Annotated in this window: 16 protein-coding genes and 1 other RNA gene; 8 read left to right on the top strand and 9 right to left on the bottom strand. The window is 44.5% G+C overall.

What is annotated here, in order from left to right:
• Positions 1-133: 133 nt before the first annotated feature.
• From M4S28_RS15185 to M4S28_RS15175, 3 genes are all read left to right on the top strand, one after another.
• Positions 134-1,030: a LysR family transcriptional regulator ArgP gene (locus M4S28_RS15185; RefSeq protein WP_249632049.1), complete on the top strand. Its 897-nt coding sequence runs from the start codon at positions 134-136 to the stop codon at positions 1,028-1,030.
• A 110-nt stretch (positions 1,031-1,140) separates the two neighbouring features.
• Positions 1,141-1,854 carry an oxidative stress defense protein gene (locus tag M4S28_RS15180; protein WP_004735362.1) on the top strand — a complete coding sequence of 238 codons (714 nt, stop codon included), beginning with the start codon at positions 1,141-1,143 and terminating at the stop codon, positions 1,852-1,854.
• Positions 1,855-1,998: 144 nt separating this feature from the next.
• Positions 1,999-3,239 (top strand): IS3 family transposase gene (locus M4S28_RS15175; RefSeq protein ID WP_445329536.1). Its coding sequence is split into 2 segments (ribosomal slippage): positions 1,999-2,371 and positions 2,371-3,239, totalling 1,242 coding nucleotides; the frame shifts between segments, so codons are not numbered across the junction.
• A 47-nt stretch (positions 3,240-3,286) separates the two neighbouring features.
• Here the strand turns inward: M4S28_RS15175 and serA are convergent.
• The 5 genes from serA to zapA form a co-directional block, all read right to left on the bottom strand.
• Positions 3,287-4,516, bottom strand: a complete 1,230-nt coding sequence (gene serA / locus M4S28_RS15170; protein WP_017077788.1) for a phosphoglycerate dehydrogenase — start codon at positions 4,514-4,516, stop codon at positions 3,287-3,289.
• Positions 4,517-4,778: 262 nt separating this feature from the next.
• Positions 4,779-5,435 carry a ribose-5-phosphate isomerase RpiA gene (gene rpiA, locus M4S28_RS15165; RefSeq protein ID WP_004735364.1) on the bottom strand — a complete coding sequence of 219 codons (657 nt, stop codon included), beginning with the start codon at positions 5,433-5,435 and terminating at the stop codon, positions 4,779-4,781.
• 101 nt (positions 5,436-5,536) lie between these two features.
• Positions 5,537-6,136: a 5-formyltetrahydrofolate cyclo-ligase gene (locus M4S28_RS15160; RefSeq protein WP_249632048.1), complete on the bottom strand. Its 600-nt coding sequence runs from the start codon at positions 6,134-6,136 to the stop codon at positions 5,537-5,539.
• A 6-nt stretch (positions 6,137-6,142) separates the two neighbouring features.
• Positions 6,143-6,325, bottom strand: a non-coding RNA gene (gene ssrS / locus M4S28_RS15155) — 6S RNA.
• Between the two features lie 11 nt (positions 6,326-6,336).
• Positions 6,337-6,645 carry a cell division protein ZapA gene (zapA, locus tag M4S28_RS15150; RefSeq protein ID WP_004735366.1) on the bottom strand — a complete coding sequence of 103 codons (309 nt, stop codon included), beginning with the start codon at positions 6,643-6,645 and terminating at the stop codon, positions 6,337-6,339.
• Between the two features lie 307 nt (positions 6,646-6,952).
• Here zapA and M4S28_RS15145 point away from each other — a divergent pair, with 307 nt between their 5' ends.
• The 3 genes from M4S28_RS15145 to M4S28_RS15135 are packed head-to-tail and all read left to right on the top strand — an operon-like array spanning position 6,953 to position 9,967.
• A complete protein-coding gene (locus M4S28_RS15145; protein ID WP_017075399.1) occupies positions 6,953-7,528 on the top strand; it encodes a YecA/YgfB family protein in 576 nt (191 codons plus the stop codon).
• Positions 7,529-7,552: 24 nt separating this feature from the next.
• Positions 7,553-8,731 carry a 2-octaprenyl-6-methoxyphenyl hydroxylase gene (gene ubiH / locus M4S28_RS15140; RefSeq protein ID WP_249632047.1) on the top strand — a complete coding sequence of 393 codons (1,179 nt, stop codon included), beginning with the start codon at positions 7,553-7,555 and terminating at the stop codon, positions 8,729-8,731.
• A gap of 12 nt (positions 8,732-8,743) precedes the next feature.
• Positions 8,744-9,967 carry an FAD-dependent 2-octaprenylphenol hydroxylase gene (locus M4S28_RS15135; RefSeq protein WP_249632046.1) on the top strand — a complete coding sequence of 408 codons (1,224 nt, stop codon included), beginning with the start codon at positions 8,744-8,746 and terminating at the stop codon, positions 9,965-9,967.
• A 155-nt stretch (positions 9,968-10,122) separates the two neighbouring features.
• Here the strand turns inward: M4S28_RS15135 and M4S28_RS15130 are convergent, their stop codons facing one another.
• The 3 genes from M4S28_RS15130 to ygfZ form a co-directional block, all read right to left on the bottom strand.
• Positions 10,123-10,329 carry a DUF1107 domain-containing protein gene (locus M4S28_RS15130; RefSeq protein ID WP_004735370.1) on the bottom strand — a complete coding sequence of 69 codons (207 nt, stop codon included), beginning with the start codon at positions 10,327-10,329 and terminating at the stop codon, positions 10,123-10,125.
• A 561-nt stretch (positions 10,330-10,890) separates the two neighbouring features.
• Positions 10,891-11,352: an aminoacyl-tRNA deacylase gene (locus M4S28_RS15125; RefSeq protein ID WP_171313227.1), complete on the bottom strand. Its 462-nt coding sequence runs from the start codon at positions 11,350-11,352 to the stop codon at positions 10,891-10,893.
• 4 nt (positions 11,353-11,356) lie between these two features.
• On the bottom strand, positions 11,357-12,328 hold the full coding sequence (gene ygfZ / locus M4S28_RS15120; protein ID WP_171313215.1) for a tRNA-modifying protein YgfZ: 972 nt from the start codon (positions 12,326-12,328) through the stop codon (positions 11,357-11,359).
• A 167-nt stretch (positions 12,329-12,495) separates the two neighbouring features.
• Here ygfZ and M4S28_RS15115 point away from each other — a divergent pair, with 167 nt between their 5' ends.
• Positions 12,496-12,756: an FAD assembly factor SdhE gene (locus M4S28_RS15115; protein WP_004735374.1), complete on the top strand. Its 261-nt coding sequence runs from the start codon at positions 12,496-12,498 to the stop codon at positions 12,754-12,756.
• On the top strand, positions 12,704-13,144 hold the full coding sequence (locus tag M4S28_RS26550; protein WP_339385615.1) for a protein YgfX: 441 nt from the start codon (positions 12,704-12,706) through the stop codon (positions 13,142-13,144). Before M4S28_RS15115 ends, M4S28_RS26550 begins: the two co-directional genes overlap by 53 nt.
• A gap of 73 nt (positions 13,145-13,217) precedes the next feature.
• Here the strand turns inward: M4S28_RS26550 and nadB are convergent, their stop codons facing one another.
• Complete coding sequence (nadB, locus tag M4S28_RS15110) at positions 13,218-14,834, bottom strand: L-aspartate oxidase (RefSeq protein WP_017084322.1); 1,617 nt, start codon at positions 14,832-14,834, stop codon at positions 13,218-13,220.
• Positions 14,835-15,167: the final 333 nt, after the last annotated feature.

Genomic DNA, 15,167 nt, shown 5'->3' with positions numbered 1-15,167 from the left:
CACTTATTTAACGATATTTACGTGCTATATGGCGAAGATACTCCGACCTCTTAAATAAGTATAATTAATGATTTTAATCTATTATTAGAATTGCTAATGTTGGCGGTAATCAGGTCAAAAAGGAAGCAAGTTGATGCGTGGATTGGATTATAAATGGATAGAAGCACTGGATGCTGTGGTGAAACAACGCAGTTTTGAAAGGGCAGCCGAGCAGCTATATATCTCCCAGTCTGCGGTGTCTCAACGCATCAAACAACTGGAAAAATGGTTAGCACAGCCTGCTCTGGTAAGAGAGAGCCCACCAAGGCCAACACCAGCAGGAAAAAAACTGTTGGGTTTGTATCGTCGTGTTCGCTTGTTAGAGCACGAGCTTGTCCCAGAGTTGATGAACGAAGAGGGAACTCAACCTCTTTCTCTGTCTATTGCGACCAATGCTGATAGCTTGGCGACATGGTTACTTCCTGCGTTATCTGATGTGATGAATTCACGTCAAGTTGAGTTGAACCTCGCGATTTATGGTGAATCAAGAACCATTGAGAAGATTAAAAGTGGTGAGGTTGCTGGGGCAATCAGCCTCGAACCTCAACCTATTCCGGGTTGCAGTGCGGACTATCTTGGAAGAATGGATTATGTGTGTGTGGCGAACCCTAGCTTCCATCAACGTTACTTCTCTGATGGAGTGAACTATTCGACACTAACGAAAGCCCCAGCGGTTTCGTACGACCAATACGATGATCTGCATAAGAAGTTTTTGCATGATCATTTTAACGTCCCGAGAGATAGCGTGATCAATCATACTGTCGGCAGTTCAGAAGCATTTGTACGCTTGGCATTGTCGGGCGTTGCTTACTGTTTGATTCCTCGATTGCAGATTATCGAGGAGCTAGAGTCTGGTGCTTTGATTGATATTACGCCCGGCTTTTTGTTGTCTTACCGAATCTATTGGCACCATTGGCAATTAGAGAGCGGGGTATTAAAAGAGATCTCTCAAGCGATATTAAATTATGCCCACAACCACTTACCTCAGTAAGCTGTTGGTTTTTGCAGCGTCAAAGTTGTGTTAGAAGTCCTGTCGCGGGATTGGTTATGTGACAAATTGCTCTATGATAAAAGAACATTTGTTCAGCATAGGTCTACCTAATGAAGTTTGTACCAAAGATGTTAGCAACGTCTCTTACTCTTACTGCAGCATTGAGTGCTGTGAGTTTTCCATCATTGGCTGACTCGCCATCTTTTCCGCATATTTCAACGACCGGCTATGGTGAAGTGATCGCGACACCAGACATGGCGACATTTTCAGTTAGAGTCGTGGAATCGACGATGACTGCTGAACAGGCTAAAAACACAGTTGATAAAGTGGTGACTGGCTTTCTAAATAAGCTACATCAAGCGGGTGTTGATGAGGCGAATGTACACAGCTCTAACCTGTATTTATCTCCTCAATATCATTACCCGAAAAATGGTAAACCTGAACTGGTTGGTTACCGTGCGTCACGTAATGTGACCGTTCAAGTGAATGAGCTAGCCAACTTAAATGACTACATGGATATTGCCATTGGGCAGGGTATTAACCAGATCGATAATATCCAACTACAGGTTCGTGACCAAGCTAAGTATCAGGAGCAAGCGCGCTTGGAGGCCATTAAAGATGCGACATCAAAAGCTAAATCATTGGCGAGTGGTTTTGAGCGCGAGTTAGGTGATGTATGGCGCGTAGATTACAACGCACAATCTTCTCAGCCTGTATTGATGCGTTCAATGGCGATGGATGCGAGAACCGAGTCGAATTCTTATGAAGATTCGACGATCACCATTCGTGATCGAGTGAATGTGATCTACCAACTAGAAGAGTAGTGGACATACCTCAGGGAGGGATTAGATCATCATAATCTATTTACCTACAGTAGGCCAAATACTAAAAAGGCTCTCATTACGAGAGCCTTTTCTATTTTTACTTATGTCCCGTCCTGAAATGTGTTTACACATTGAGGATTAATGATGACCATTCCAAATAAACACTACGTTAAGCGCACTCAGCGTGATTACACACTAGGCTTTAAATTGCAGGTTGTAGACGCCATCGAAAAAGGCGACATGACCTATAAACAAGCCCAATCAATTTACGGCATACAAGGTCGTTCGACTGTTCTTACTTGGTTAAGAAAGCATGGCAAAATGGATTGGACTACCAATCCAAGGAAGAGCACGATGCCTAAATCACCGAGAGCGAATGAAACGCCTGCCCAAAAAATAAAACGACTTGAACAAGAGCTCGAAGATGAACGTCTCAGATGCCTTCTTCTTAATAGGGTTGTTGATATTCTTGATGCTGAGCACGGGATGTCGCTAAGAAAAAAGTATATAGCGAAGGAGCAAGAAGCCTTCAAAAAGAGAAAAAAGTAAGCTTAAATAAAGCTTGCTCATTGCTCAATATATCTCGTCAGTGTGTCTATCAGAGAGAAAAGCGTGAGACCACTCGTCAGGCTGAGCTTGCTCCTGTGAAAGAGATGGTGCTTGAACTAAGACGGTTCATGCCTCGGCTGGGAGCTCGTAAGCTCTATTTCTTACTGAAGCCGAAGTTGATAGCTAAGGGAATAAAACTTGGCCGTGATGCTTTGTTTAATTACCTCAGAGAAGAGCGCTTACTCGTTAAGCCGAGACGAAGTTACACCAAAACAACGAACAGTAGGCACTGGATGAAAAAACATCCGAACTTGCTAAAAGAAGTCGTTCCGTCCAAACCAGAAGAAGTTCTGGTGAGCGACATCACTTATGTTCAATCGAACGAGGGCGTTCATTACTTGTCATTGGTTACCGATGCCTTCAGTCGTAAAATCATGGGTTATGAAGTCAGCAATGAAATGAAAGCGAGCGATGTTGTGAAGGCCCTAGATATGACGGTAAAAACTCGATGTTATCGTCATGCGACAATCCATCACTCAGATAGAGGGCTTCAGTATTGTTCTAGTCTTTATCAAGAGAAGCTTAAAAAGCATGGCATAACACCGTCAATGACGGATGGTTATGACTGTTATCAAAACGCGTTAGCTGAGCGTGTCAATGGTATCCTCAAGCAAGAATTCTTGCTTACTCAGTGCAAAGATCTTCGTGAGTTGAAAACGCTTGTTGAGGAGTCGATATATACGTACAACGAAATGAGGCCGCATCTCAGCTTAGGTATGAATACGCCAAATAAGATGCATGAAAAAAGCCAGCAACTTGCGTTACTGGCTTACTAAAATCGTCAACGTATTTTAGGACGAGACATTATGATCTAATTCGATGATTAGTGAAGTAGACGAGCACGAATTGTGCCTTCGATCTCTTTCAGTTTAAGCAGAGCTTCTTCTGAACGATTCGCTTCCACGTCGATAACCACATAACCCATATCTGCTGCAGTTTGTAAGTACTGACCTGCAATGTTAATCCCTTCCTCTGCGAAGATGGTGTTAATTTGAGTTAGGATACCCGGACGGTTTTCGTGAATGTGCAGCAGGCGAGAAGCACCTGTATGCAGTGGTAATGATACTTCAGGGAAGTTAACACTTGATAGCGTTGAGCCATTATCAGAGTATTTTGCAAGCTTACCAGCTACTTCAACACCGATGTTCTCTTGTGCTTCTTGAGTTGAACCACCCACGTGAGGCGTTAGGATCACGTTATCGAACTGCATCAATGGTGACTCAAATGGGTCAGCATTGGTTTTTGGTTCCGTTGGGAATACATCGATTGCTGCACCTGAAAGGTGACCAGAATCTAGGGCGCCGCACAGAGCTGGGATATCTACTACCGTGCCACGTGCAGCATTGATAAAGATAGAACCAGGCTTCATGCGCTCGAACTCTTCTTTACCCATCATGTTCTTCGTTTCATTGGTTTCAGGTACGTGCAAAGAGATCACGTCACACTTGTTCAGCAAGTCAGTCATAGTGTGAACTTGAGTTGCGTTACCCAAAGACAGCTTGTTTTCGATATCGTAAAAGTAAACTCGCATACCCAGGTTTTCAGCAATAATACCCAGCTGAGTACCAATGTGACCGTAGCCAATAATACCTAAACGCTTACCACGAGCCTCGTAAGAGTTGTCAGCACTCTTTTTCCAGATACCACGGTGAGCAAGAGCATTCTTCTCTGGGATACCGCGTAGTAGCAATAGAACTTGACCAAGAACCAGCTCAGCAACGCTTCGAGTATTTGAGAACGGTGCATTGAAAACAGGGATACCGCGTTTTGCTGCCGCTTGAAGGTTAACTTGGTTAGTACCAATACAGAAACAACCGACTGCAACTAACTTTTCAGCTGCATCAATAACTTCTTGGGAGATGTTGGTGCGAGAACGGATACCAATGAAATGAGCATCTTTCACTGCTTCAAGAAGTTCATCTTCAGGTAGTGAGCCTTTATGGTATTCAATGTTTGTGTAACCAGCGGCTTGCAGTACTTCTACAGAAGAAGGGTGAAGACCCTCTAGAAGTAGAATTTTAATTTTTTCTTTTTCCAGTGAAACTTTGGCCATTGTTCTCGTCCTTAAAATGGAAAGGTTGGGCAAATGCGGCGCACGTGCTACAAAACGGCTAAAAGAGGAACTTATTCACCATTTTGTCAGGAGACAAACGTTTTCCCTGTGCGTCTTCTGAACAATAAAGTAACAAAAAAAAAATGTTTTGGGTAAGAAAATTACGGAATAAGACATAATTTTACAGGCGAAAAGCAAAAAAAAACGGCGCCCTTGGGCACCGTATGTAATGAAGTAACAGAAAAACTCAATCTTCTATTATTTATTCTTCAATTTTTGCACCTTCAGGTGTGCCTGTGATAACCACATCAGCACCACGGTGAGCAAATAGACCAACCGTAACCACACCAGCGATACCGTTGATGATATCTTCTAATTGTTTCGGGTTTTCGATCGCCATGCCGTATACATCTAGGATCATGTTGCCATTATCGGTTGTGCAACCTTCGCGGTAAACTGGGTCACCACCAAGCTTTACTAGTTCACGTGCAACATATGAACGTGCCATTGGGATAACTTCAACAGGCAGTGGAAATTTACCCAACACATCAACGGCTTTAGTACCGTCAACAATACAAATAAACTTATCAGAGATAGCCGCTACGATTTTTTCACGAGTCAAAGCAGCACCGCCGCCTTTGATCATGTCGCGTGAAGCGTTGATCTCATCTGCGCCATCAACATAGATGTCTAACTTGAATACGTCATTACACTCAAATACTTTGATTTCTAGCGCTTCTAGTTTTTCAGTAGAGGCTACAGAGCTTGAAACCGCACCTTTGATTTTTTCTTTCATTGTGCCTAGTGCGTCGATGAAGTGATTTACTGTAGAGCCAGTACCTACACCTACAATGCTGCCTTCTTCAACATATTGAAGTGCTGCCCAGCCGGCTGCTTTTTTCATTTCATCTTGAGTCATGCCATTCTCCTGAATAAGGTCTTGCGCTGTGAATTAATCGTTCGCGTATTAAAGTTAACGTTTGGATATTGGGTTAACGTTTGCGGCGCGATTATAGCGCTTTAATGGCTGTTTTCCCATTGCCAAGTTTTACTCGGAGTCACGATTTTAGGTAACGGAATGTCCCAATCTTCAATAGGTAAGCGATCGACATGTTGGCAATCATGCGCCAAACCAATTGGCGTTGCGCCTTCGCCAGTCTCAAACCATCGAGCCAAGGTACGATCGTAATATCCGCCGCCCATGCCTAAGCGATGCCCTTGAGAGTCAAAGCCTACAAGGGGAGTCAGAATGAGATCGAGTTGCTGACAAGGTTTAACCAGCATCTGATTGAGCTGAGGTTCGACAATGCCGTACTTATTCAAAACAGTGAATGTGGTTGGAGAGTAATGTAGAAACAGCAGATGTCCGGCAGAGAAGGGGTGTAATACTGGTAAATAAGTTTGCTTGCCTTGCGCCCATAACCATTCAATTAAAGGCTGGGTATCGAGTTCGCCATCAATGGAAATATAGAGGGCGATATGTTGAGCTGACTGAATCTCATCAAGCTGAGAGCACTGCTTAACTAAGTCTATACCGGATTGAGTTTGTTGGTCGCCAGATAAGGCATTGCGTTTGATACGGATCTGTTTGCGAAATTCGCTGCGTGTGAGCGTCTTCATAAGAAGGGATACCCCAAAGTGCCGTTGAGAATAGATGGCCCTTGAACCAGCGAGTTCAAGGCGGATCAGCAATGATTACCGTAGGCTTCTCGGCGGACCGAGCATGCTCAATAGCACTCAAGTACTAACCCTTAGGGATTGCTTATCGGCTCGGGGACGTGAATCCTCTGACAAACACTCCAGGGTAAATTTTGTGTACGCTATTGCTGTCCGTGCTTAACTTTACTGAGGACATCTGAAAGTGATGTCGTGAGCTGTTCCATTCGCTCGGTCAGTGCGTTTTGTTCATCATTTGCTTCAAACTTCTTGGTTTGTAATTCATAGCAAATGTTCAGAGCTGCGATCGTTAGCAGCTTCACTTCATTGGTTACCTTAGTACGTTCAGCCATCTCTTTCAATCGATTATCAAGATCGGCCGCCGCTGCAATCAATGACTCTTCTTGCCCTGGGGGACAATTCACTCGAGTCAGTTTTCCTAATATTTCAACGTCTACCGCTTGATTACTCATGATGGATGAACTCTTTAACGCACTATTTAAGGCTGTTGCCCTTTATCATATTTTTACAAAGAAAAAGTGCAAGTACCGATGAGGAAGCAATCTCCTCTGAGGGAGAAACTATAGGTAAACCGCTATTAAGATTCAAGCTTTTCAGAGTGACTGTTTGTAAATGAGAGCTTGAGCACACAGTAATTCAGCAAATTGAACAATTGGTAGTCAGTCATTCTTCAATTGCTCAGGATCGATGCTTATCAGAATTGGGGTGAAGTGGTACGATTATACTATCGATATAAAGAATAACTGAGCGAGCTATCTGATGAGCGAAACTACTTTACCTGACTACCTAACGGTTGCGACTGAACTTCAATCGGCAAGCCTAGCCGTAAACCCTGCTGAGATGCATGGTTTATTAACGGGTATGTTGAGCGGAGGCTTAAACCTGGCAGATAAAAGCTGGCAACCACTGATCTTTGATTACACCAATGAAGGTATGGGCTGGCCAGATCGCGCATTAACGCTTGCGGAAGCAACGCTAAAAGTAACGACCAGCGAAATCACAGGTTCAGGCATGGAGCTGTCTATGTTGTTGCCGGACGAAGACGCAAGCGCAAGCCTGTTTGATCTTGCGGACGGTGTGTCTGATTGGATTAACCACTTCATTTCTGGCTTAGGCTTGGTTGGCGCTCAATTGAATAAAGCCTCTGACGGTACCAAAGAAGCTTTGGCTGATCTTGAAGAGATGGCAAAGCTGGGTATTGATGAAGAAGATGATATGGAAGAGCAGGCGCAGCTTCTAGAGCACGTTATTGAACACGTAAAAGCGTGCGCACTAACCATTCATGCTGAATTCGGTGCACGCCCATCTGAAGATGCGGCTCCAACCATTCATTAATCTGCTTGTCGGTTTGAGGTTATAATGGCTCAGTATGATGTTGTAATTGCTGGTGGTGCAATGGCAGGGGCGACCTTAGCCCTTGCTCTGAATCACCTCAGTCAAGGTTCACTATCGATCGCGGTAGTAGAGCCTTATCAGGTTGATCATCAAGCTCACCCTGGTTTTGATTCTCGTTCGATTGCTTTGTCTTATGGCACTGTGCAGATCCTCGATTCTTTGCACCTTTGGCAATCTATCGCTCCGGTAGCGACCCCAATTAAAGATATCCATGTTTCGGATAGAGGGCATGCCGGAATGACGGACATCTACAGCGAAGAGCTTGCTGTTGATGCGCTTGGCTATGTGGTCGAGTTGGCGGATGTGGGGCGAATCTATCAGCAGAAGCTTGAATCAGAAGCTGCAATTACGATGCTTTGCCCTGAGTCCGTCAGTAAAGTCGAACGTGAAGAGTTGCAAACGACGATTGAACTTACAAGTGGGCAAACCGTCACGACTAAGTTGTTGGTTGCTGCTGACGGTGCAATCTCAACTTGTTGTCAGCAACTCAATATCTCATTGAGTGAGCATGACTTTGAACAAGTTGCTGTAATTGCCAATATCGTGGCGAGCGAACCTCATCAAGGTCGAGCATTTGAGCGTTTTACTCATCATGGGCCAGTCGCTCTCTTACCGATGAGTGACAACCGTTTGTCGCTGGTTTGGTGTTTGTCACCGGAGCAAGCGCAAAAAGTGGTGACGCTAAACGACAACGAATTTCTTGAGCAGTTGCAGAGTGACTTTGGTTGGCGACTTGGCAGACTCGAGAAGGTAGGCAAGCGTGCCAGTTACCCACTGATTCTTCGTCATCGTCAGCAAAATATCTCTCATCGATTTGCGATTATTGGTAATGCCGCTCAAACGCTTCACCCAATTGCAGGACAAGGTTTTAATCTTGGCATCCGTGATGTGGCTTCCTTGGCGGAAGAGTTGTGTACCCAACTCGATGATGTTGGGCGTTACAATGGTCTTGTTAACTTTAGAAAGCGTAGAGAACAAGATAGAGACACGACGATTACGCTGACATCAAGCCTAGTCCATTTATTCTCAAACGATTTTTTGACCGCTCGCATTGGGCGTAATCTTGGGTTAGCCGTAATTGATAACCTTCCACCACTTAAAGGTCCACTTTTGCGTCATACGCTTGGCCTAGTAGAAAGATAAGGTAGAAAAATAATGATGCAAAGTGTTGATATCGCGATTGTTGGTGGAGGCATGGTTGGCCTAGCGCTTGCTGCTGCGTTGAAAGACAGTGACCTAAGAATTGCCGTCATTGAAGGCAGGGCACCCAGTGAAGGGCTTAGCGAATTGCCTGATGTGCGTGTGTCGGCATTGAGCCGCTCTAGTGAAGTTATTCTTCGTAACTTAGGCGCATGGCAAGGCATTGAACAAAGACGTGCTGCACCTTACCAAGCGATGGAGGTGTGGGAACAAGATAGCTTTGCTCGTATTGAGTTTGACTCGACACGTTTGGCTCAGCCGAATCTCGGTCATATTGTTGAGAACCGTGTGATTCAACTCGCACTGCTTGATCAGGTGAAGAAGCAAGATAATGTCAGCCTGTACATGCCCGCGACGTGCAAAACGATGGCGATTGGTGAAAGCGAAGCATGGCTAACGCTAGATAATGGCCAAGCATTGACAGCTAAGTTGGTTGTTGGAGCGGACGGCGCAAACTCTTGGGTTCGCAAACAACAAGATATCCCATTAACACATTGGGATTACGGACACAGCGCGGTTGTCGCGAATATCAAGACCACAGAGCAACACCACAGCGTTGCTCGTCAGATATTCACACCACAAGGGCCATTGGCATTCCTACCAATGCAGCCAAGCCACATGAGCTCGATAGTTTGGTCTACGGAGCCTAATCGTGCTGAGAAGCTTGTATCCATGTCGGATGCTAATTTTAATAAGCAGCTAACGGCTGAGTTCGACTCAAAACTTGGGTTATGTGAAGTGGTTGGTGAGCGTTTTGCCTTCCCATTACGTATGCGCTATGCACGTGACTTTGCTGTAGAACGTGTCGCTTTGGTTGGTGATGCAGCTCATACGATTCACCCGTTAGCGGGGCAAGGGGTCAACTTAGGGCTATTAGATGCTGCAAGCTTAGCGCAAGAGCTGTTAACGCTTTGGGCTGCTGGCGAGGACATTGGTACCAAGCGTAACCTTCGTGGCTACGAGCGCTGGAGAAAAGCTGAGGCGGCGAAGATGATTGCTTCAATGCAGGGCTTTAAAGATCTGTTTGAAGGCGATAACCCAGCCAAGAAGCTGATTCGTGGCATCGGTATGAAGCTCGCGGGCCAATTACCGGGGGCGAAAGATGAGATCATGAAGCGAGCACTGGGTTTGTCAGGCAATCTTCCTGATCTAGCCAAGCGTCCAGTTACGCACCAATAATCGTGAATCAACAATCGCAAATCAATAGTCGCGCACGGGTGAGCCGTTGTTGATGGTCAGCAGCTGGAGCTGATTGCCATTGACTCAATCTGAACACGAAAAAAGGGTTGGCATTATGCCAACCCTTTTTGTTTTTAATTCTGTAGAGAATCAGGTCATGCGTATGCGCAGCGCAGTTTCATGATTTCACTATTTATTTCTTTTACCGTTTGAAAGTGACGCCTTTCTGCTCGGTCTGGCAGCACGAGTTTACCGTTATCAAACTCAAATTTGCCTACGCCGTAAATGTAGATTCGTCCTTTGAAAAGTCGACTTACATGTTTAGCAATCATACTCGGTGTATAGCGCTTAAACAGTCTCATTTTAATTATCCTTATATTTACCTAGCCTGCATATTATAGAAAAACTCCGAGATAATAATTGTGATAAGCATGGAGTAATATGCAGTAGAGTTGACGTGAATTAGATATTTGTGCTGTTCTAAGCACTTTCTTCAGTAAATATCGATTTTTACGTGAGCTCCTCCCCAAAATAATACTGAGTAGTGAACTGCTGTGAACTTTCCTGTTCGGTATTAAGCAGTGATAATGTTACAAGTATAAGAATAGGCGGGATTTTTTTGTTTGTGTAATCAAATTGTAAATTTTTGACAAAAAAAAGCCCGTCTAAAACGGGCGAATAGTCACAGATGCATTACACAAAAGTGGATACTGATGTTACTCAGTGGATTCACTTGTACTGATTTGCTTAAAAGCGAGTCAGTAAATTTACAATAACGTAAATTCGCCCTTGTGACTACTTATGCTTTTATTTTGAGTAACTATTTATTATTGGTATGTTCTTCTTATGACGAACTTCACACTAAAAATGTATTCAATGAAAATTTGTACTTAAGTTTGCGAACGATGACTCGATCGAAAAGGTCATCGACTGATGTCAGCAACTATTGGTGCGCAAAGGGTCATAAGATCATTGGGATCCAGCGCAATACCAGCCATTCGATCACCCGAGCTAATAGTAACCGTCGAGTTTTTTTGAATTGAAGGATCAAAAATGATCGGCATGTATCTCTTTAGAGCAAGAGGGCCAACACATCCAGCCTTAAAGCCTGTGATCGTTTCAACATCAGCGAGTGATACACAGGTCATTCGACGGCAATTCAGTACCGAGCGTACTTTCTTGGGGTCGACAGAGCGATCTCCAGCAGTACAGGCCAACGCATATTGGTTGCCCATATCCTTGAGCAGGATACACTTCACCATTTGAGAGGCGTCGATGCCTCGCTCTTGAGCTGTCTCTTCGATGCTGGTGGTTGGTTTACTTTGCATCAGCAGGCGATAGTTCACCTGCTGTTGATCCAGCCATTGTGTAATCAGTGTTTCCACGTGGTTACTCGTCGTCAAGGCTGTAAGGCAGTGGCAGGATATTCCATGTTTGATCAGGCTGCGCGGTCAGTCGAAGCTGAACATCGTCATCAAGGTTGTTTGGCAGTACCATCAAACCAATCGCTTGGTTATTAGCAAATTGATAGACGTTTAATAGTCGGCCTGCACCACGCCAGTTCTCACCCACGCTACGTTCAAGTTCAATCGTATTCTCTAGAGAGAGTACATCTGAAGTTGTTCCAGAAACAATGCGCATCTCACGCTTGTTCATGCCACGGTACTTGGCACGAGCAACCGTTTCTTGACCTGTGTAGCAGCCCTTTGAAAAGCTGATGCCGCCAATCGCTTGTAGGTTAAGAGCTTGAGGGATGTGCTCGTTTTGCTCTGCTTTTGATAGGTTAGGCTGAGCATCAAGAATTTCATGATACTGCCAAAGCGCTTCTGATACTTTTTCAGCTGAGCTGCTTGATACCAAGGCTTCTGCTGCTTCTTGAGTAACAAGTAGAGCCCAACGGTTGTCTGAGACTTGAACGGCTGTACCACCAGAGATAGTACGCACTTTACCTTGACCCTCTGCAATCGAATCAACGTATTGGTTCGCTGAAGTACCCATGATTCCGATAACAACGTCAGACGTCTGCTCGATATCAATTTTAGAGAACACGGCGTATTTCTTGATTTCAACTAACTCGACTTCAATTGCCGATTTAGGCTGCATAAGTGCGTAGCCACCATTGTGGTGGAACAAACGAAAGATACTCCAAACCTTTCCTTTCGCATCACAATGCGCGCCTAATGTAGAATCATCATTAGGAAGAGTGACGACATCGCACGTTACTTGACCTTGTAGGTACGACTTTTTGTCATCGCCTATCATGGTGATTGCGCTCCAGTCTGACACGTGTGTGATCATCAGTTCTGGAAGCGATTCATTTTGCGTATGAGCGAGCGGCTGAAATGTGTTTTTCCAATCCATTTTATCTTTCCTAAGAATTTTATTTGGCTCTATGTTAATCCGGTTCTGTTTCTTTGTCAGCCTAGGTTTTTTTGTGAGCTTAGATAGGGACTGTGACTCACATAGTAGTTGCAGAGCGTATGACTTGTTACACTCCGAGAAAGAAAAATTATAGGTGAGGATAGCCAATGTACACTGCAGAGCAGAAAGCACGAATTAAATGGGGTTGCCGTCGTGGCATGTTAGAACTTGATGTAGTCATCATGCCATTTTTTGAAGAGTGTTTTGATTCATTGCAAGAGCAGGAACAGCGTGAGTTTGTTTCTCTACTTGAGTGTGATGACCCAGATTTGTTTACTTGGGTTATGGGACATGGGCGCAGTGAAAATCTAGGCCATGCTTCAATGGTTGATAAAATTGTCGCGCATAACCTCAGCAAGGTTCGTTAAGCTTCAGCTTAAACCTTCAGTTTCCGCATTATTTGCAAAAGGCACTGTTTCTGGGTGCCTTTTGTTTTTCATTGTCTTTTCTTCTATCCCGCTCGTTGTTGCCCTCTATTGTTTAGCTCTAATGTTCAGTTTGTTTAAAGCCAATCATGTAATCTTGAATACAGCACATGGATGTTTTGATTATAAAGAAGATGGCGAGATTCGACTCAATGACCAATCCTACACACTTAAGTCCGTTGATAAGATCTGGGCACAGTTTTTCGTCAAACTAAAATTCGAATGTGGGCATTCGGTAATGCTTTGGCGTGATAGTTGTCGTGAGCGTGAATATCGCCACTTTCTGGCGAACTTACAACGATCGCACGAGGCAAATGAGAACGCGAGATAAAAGAAAAAGGAGCGCTAGGCTCCTTTTCGTTTGATTGCGTTTAGTTGATTAGCTAATAGCTTTCAAATAATGATTACGACTGGTTTCTCTCTGGCGTAAGAATCGTTGGGCCACTGTCTTTTGCAAGTTCTGGGTAATCCAACGTGTAGTGTAAGCCGCGGCTCTCTTTACGTTGCATCGCACAACGCACCATTAGCTCTGCCACTTGTAGCAAGTTACGCAGTTCTAATAGGTTGTTCGAAACCTTAAAGTAGCTGTAGTACTCATGAGTTTCTTGCTGCAGCATCTGAATACGGCGCATTGCACGTTCTAGACGTTTGTCCGTTCGAACAATACCCATGTAATCCCACATGAACAGTCTTAGCTCGTGCCAGTTGTGCTGAATGATCACTTCTTCATCACTGTTGGTGACTTGGCTTTCGTCCCATGCAGGCAGTTCAGCGCACAGTTGAGATTGGTCGATGTTTTCAACGATATCTTTTGCTGCTGCCCAAGCATACACAACACATTCAAGCAGTGAATTTGACGCCATGCGGTTCGCACCGTGTAAGCCGGTGTAACTCACTTCACCAATCGCATATAAGTTAGTTAAGTCGGTTTGACCTTGTTTATTCACCATCACACCACCGCAGGTATAGTGCGCAGCCGGTACGATAGGGATCGGCTCTTTGGTCATATCAATCCCTAAATCCATCAAACGAGTATGGATCATTGGGAAATGCGTTGTGATGAATTCTTCAGGCTTGTGGCTGATATCAACATACATGCAGTCAGCACCTAGGCGCTTCATTTCGAAGTCAATCGCACGAGCAACCACATCTCGCGGAGCCAGTTCACCACGCTCGTCGAAGTCCTTCATGAAGCGAGAACCGTCTGGACGACGCAGGTAGGCACCTTCACCACGCAGTGCTTCCGTTAGCAAGAAGTTACGCGCTTCTGGGTGGAACAAGCAAGTTGGGTGGAACTGGTTGAACTCAAGGTTTGCTACTCGACAACCCGCACGCCAAGCGATAGCAATACCATCACCTGAAGATACATCTGGGTTAGAGGTGTATTGGTAAACCTTTGAAGCGCCGCCTGTAGCTAATACAACAAATTTAGCGCGCACGGTTTCAACGTGTTCTTGGTTACGGTTCCAAATGTAGGCACCGATAACTTTGTCTTTCGAACCACCAACCTTATCTTCTGTGATCAAATCTAGCGCATTGTGGCGCTCGAAGATCTCGATGTTGGGGTGATTGTTGACGTTATCTTGCAGTGAGGTTTGCATTGCCATGCCAGTTGCATCGGCAGCGTGCAGAATTCGGCGGTGGCTGTGGCCACCCTCACGAGTGAGGTGATATTTTGGTTGGCCTTCCGTGCTGTTCTCATCTTTATCAAATGGAACACCACCATCAATCAGCCATTGCACACACTCTTTAGCATTTTCAGCAATGAATTGAACTGTATCTTCTTCGCATAACCCAGCCCCAGCAATTTGAGTATCTTCTACATGAGACTCAATACTGTCCGACTCATCGAACACCGCGGCGATACCACCTTGTGCGTAATACGTCGATCCTTCGCTGCGTGGTCCTTTGCTTAATACAATTACTTTTGCATGTTCTGCTACACGTAAGGCTAATGACAAGCCTGCCGCACCACTTCCTACCACTAATACATCACACTGATGTTCACGGTTTGCGTTCATAAAACTTATTAAATCCCGGGCTATAGTCGAGTTGTCCACTCTCAATTGACGTTGTCTTGTTTTAGGAGTTTGGCTAAGACTGTTATAATCTCTCCAAAGTCATCCTAAAACGCTACACAAAATCAATGTACAGACAGCTATCTAGAAATATTTAATTGCTCAATACCATTGCTTTTGCTCAAGTTTCCCCAAATTGATAGGGATAGCTATTTTTATTACATCACATTGTGAAACAATAATGGCAAATAATTTTAAGAAAGTTGGAACTTTCGGTATTTGGCTTAGTCACAATAGTGCTCTTGTAGACGGTGGTGTCAATACTACATTTCGCAT

The organism is Vibrio sp. J383 (genome assembly GCF_023503985.1).
Classification (GTDB): Bacteria; Pseudomonadota; Gammaproteobacteria; order Enterobacterales; family Vibrionaceae; genus Vibrio; species Vibrio splendidus.
This window is presented reverse-complemented; position numbering and strand designations above follow the sequence as displayed.